Source organism: Nocardioides sp., from assembly GCF_035703625.1.
GTDB lineage: Bacteria > Actinomycetota > Actinomycetes > Propionibacteriales > Nocardioidaceae > Nocardioides.
The window spans coordinates 1-2,163 of record NZ_DASSXS010000191.1 but is presented as its reverse complement, the minus strand read 5'-3'; the positions used below and the strand labels follow the sequence as shown (position 1 = coordinate 2,163).

General features: G+C 71.8%; 1 protein-coding gene and 1 pseudogene. One reads left to right on the top strand and one right to left on the bottom strand.

The window, feature by feature from the left end; translation table 11 throughout:
* Positions 1-1,048: alpha/beta hydrolase (locus VFN12_RS09500; RefSeq protein ID WP_325118407.1), on the bottom strand; the 1,048-nt coding region annotated here is incomplete at its 3' end.
* Between the two features lie 69 nt (positions 1,049-1,117).
* Here VFN12_RS09500 and VFN12_RS09495 point away from each other — a divergent pair.
* Positions 1,118-2,163: pseudogene (locus VFN12_RS09495) on the top strand (RNA degradosome polyphosphate kinase); the annotation flags it as partial.

Below are 2,163 nucleotides of genomic sequence, written 5' to 3'. Positions count from 1 at the left end.
GGTGAAGGGCAGCCCGGAGCTTGGCCGCGATCTCGGCCATCGCAGCGCGTGAGCTGCGCCCGACGCCGACGAGGTTGAAGAAGCCGTGGATCTGGTCGGGGAACCGCCTGAGCTCGACCTCCACCCCGGCCTCGGACAGCTTGCGGGCGTAGGCCTCTCCCTCGTCGCGCAGGGGATCGAAGCCGGCGGTCGCGACGTACGCCGGCGCGAGGCCCTCGGGCACCTTTGCCAGCAGGGGGGACACCCGGGGATCGTCATGGGTGCTGCGGTCGGGGGTGTAGAGGGCGCGGGCGAGGTCCATGAACCCGCTGGTCAGGTAGAAGCCCTCACCGAACATCGCCCGGCTCTCGGAGCCTCCGCGCATGTCGGTCCCGGGGTAGACGAGGAGCTGGGTGGCCAGCGGCAGCCCGTCCTCGGCGGCGGCCAGCGCGGTGGTGGCTGCAAGGCACCCCCCGGCCGAGTCGCCTCCGACCGCGAGCCGGTCGGGGTCGGCGCCGAGCTCCTCGGCGTGCTCGACCACCCAGCGATAGGCCTCGATGCAGTCGTCGTAGGCGGCCGGGAACGGGTCCTCGGGCGCCAGCCGGTAGTCGACCGAGAGCACCCGGACCCCGGCCCGCTCGGCCAGGAACCGGCAGGGCGCGTCGTGCGAGTCGAGGTCGCCGTAGATCCAGCCGCCGCCGTGGAAGAAGACCAGCAGCGGAGCGGGGGTCCGGGCAGCCTCCCCCGAAGGGACGTAGAGCCGCCCCTGGCGGGCCCCCACGGGCAGGTCGCGGACCGCCCCGGCAGGCTGGGCGCCGCCGACCATGGCCGACTGGCGCAGCACCGCCCGTCGGCCCTCCGGAACCGGGAGGGTCTCCGGGCCCGGCTCACGGGCGAGCTTCTGCATGCGCAGCATCAGCTGCACGTCCGTCGCCAGGGTCTGCCCGTCGCGGATGACGCGTCGGCCGGAGAGGAGCCGCTGCACGGGTTCGGGCAGGGCCATCGCCCCTCGCAGCGAGAGGCGCTCGAGATGGTGCCCGGCCGACCGGAGGCGCTCACTGGAGGTCACGCAGGCAAGGTACCGGCGGCGAGGCTCGCGGGACACCCGCTGTTCACCCAGCGGTGCCACACTGGCTGCATGTCAGCAGAGGCAGTGCCGGTCACGGACACCGGGGTGCACGAGACCTTCGACGTCGAACCGCCGTACGTGCCCGACGACGCGGCGCTCGCCGCGGTGCAGAAGTACGACGACCGGTTCCTCGACCGCGAGCTCTCCTGGCTGCACTTCAACGAGCGGGTCCTGGCGCTGGCCGAGGACGAGCGCCTCCCGCTGCTGGAACGGGTGCGGTTCACCGCCATCTTCGCCAGCAACCTCGACGAGTTCTTCATGGTCCGGGTGGCGGGGCTCAAGCGCCGGATCGCGGCCGGCGTGGCCGTGCGCGCCGCGTCCGGGCTGCTCCCACGCGAGGTCCTCGAGGCCATCTGGGGGACCACGCGCGGGCTGATGGAGCGTCAGGCACGCCTGTTCCGCCAGGACCTGGTACCGGCGCTGGCCGAGGAGCACATCGAGCTGGTCCGCTGGTCCGACCTCGACAGGGACGAGCAGAAGCACTGCAAGCGGTTGTTCAGGGATCGCGTCTTCCCGGTGCTGACTCCGCTCGCAGTCGACCCGGCCCACCCCTTCCCCTACATCTCCGGGCTCTCGCTCAACCTGGCGGTGCTGGTCCGCAACCCCAAGACCGGCAAGGAGCACTTCGCCCGCGTGAAGGTGCCGCCGATCTTCAGCCGGTTCGTGCCGCTCGGCAACCAGCGCTTCGTCCCCCTCGAGGATGTCATCGGCGAGCACCTCAAGCGGCTGTTCCCGGGCATGGAGGTGCTCGAGGTGCACGCCTTCCGGGTGACCCGCAACGAGGATCTCGAGGTCGAGGAGGACGACGCGGAGAACCTTCTCGCCGCACTCGAGAAGGAGCTGCTGCGCCGCCGGTTCGGTCCGCCCGTGCGGCTCGAGGTCGAGGAGTCGATCTCACCGGCGGTGCTGGACCTGCTGGTCTCCGAGCTCGGGATCGCCACCGAGGAGGTGTTCCGTCTCCCCGGGCCGCTCGACCTGAGCGGACTGGTCGGGATCGCCGACCTCGACCGCGAGGACCTGCGCTACCCGACGTTCATCCCGTCGACGCATCCGCG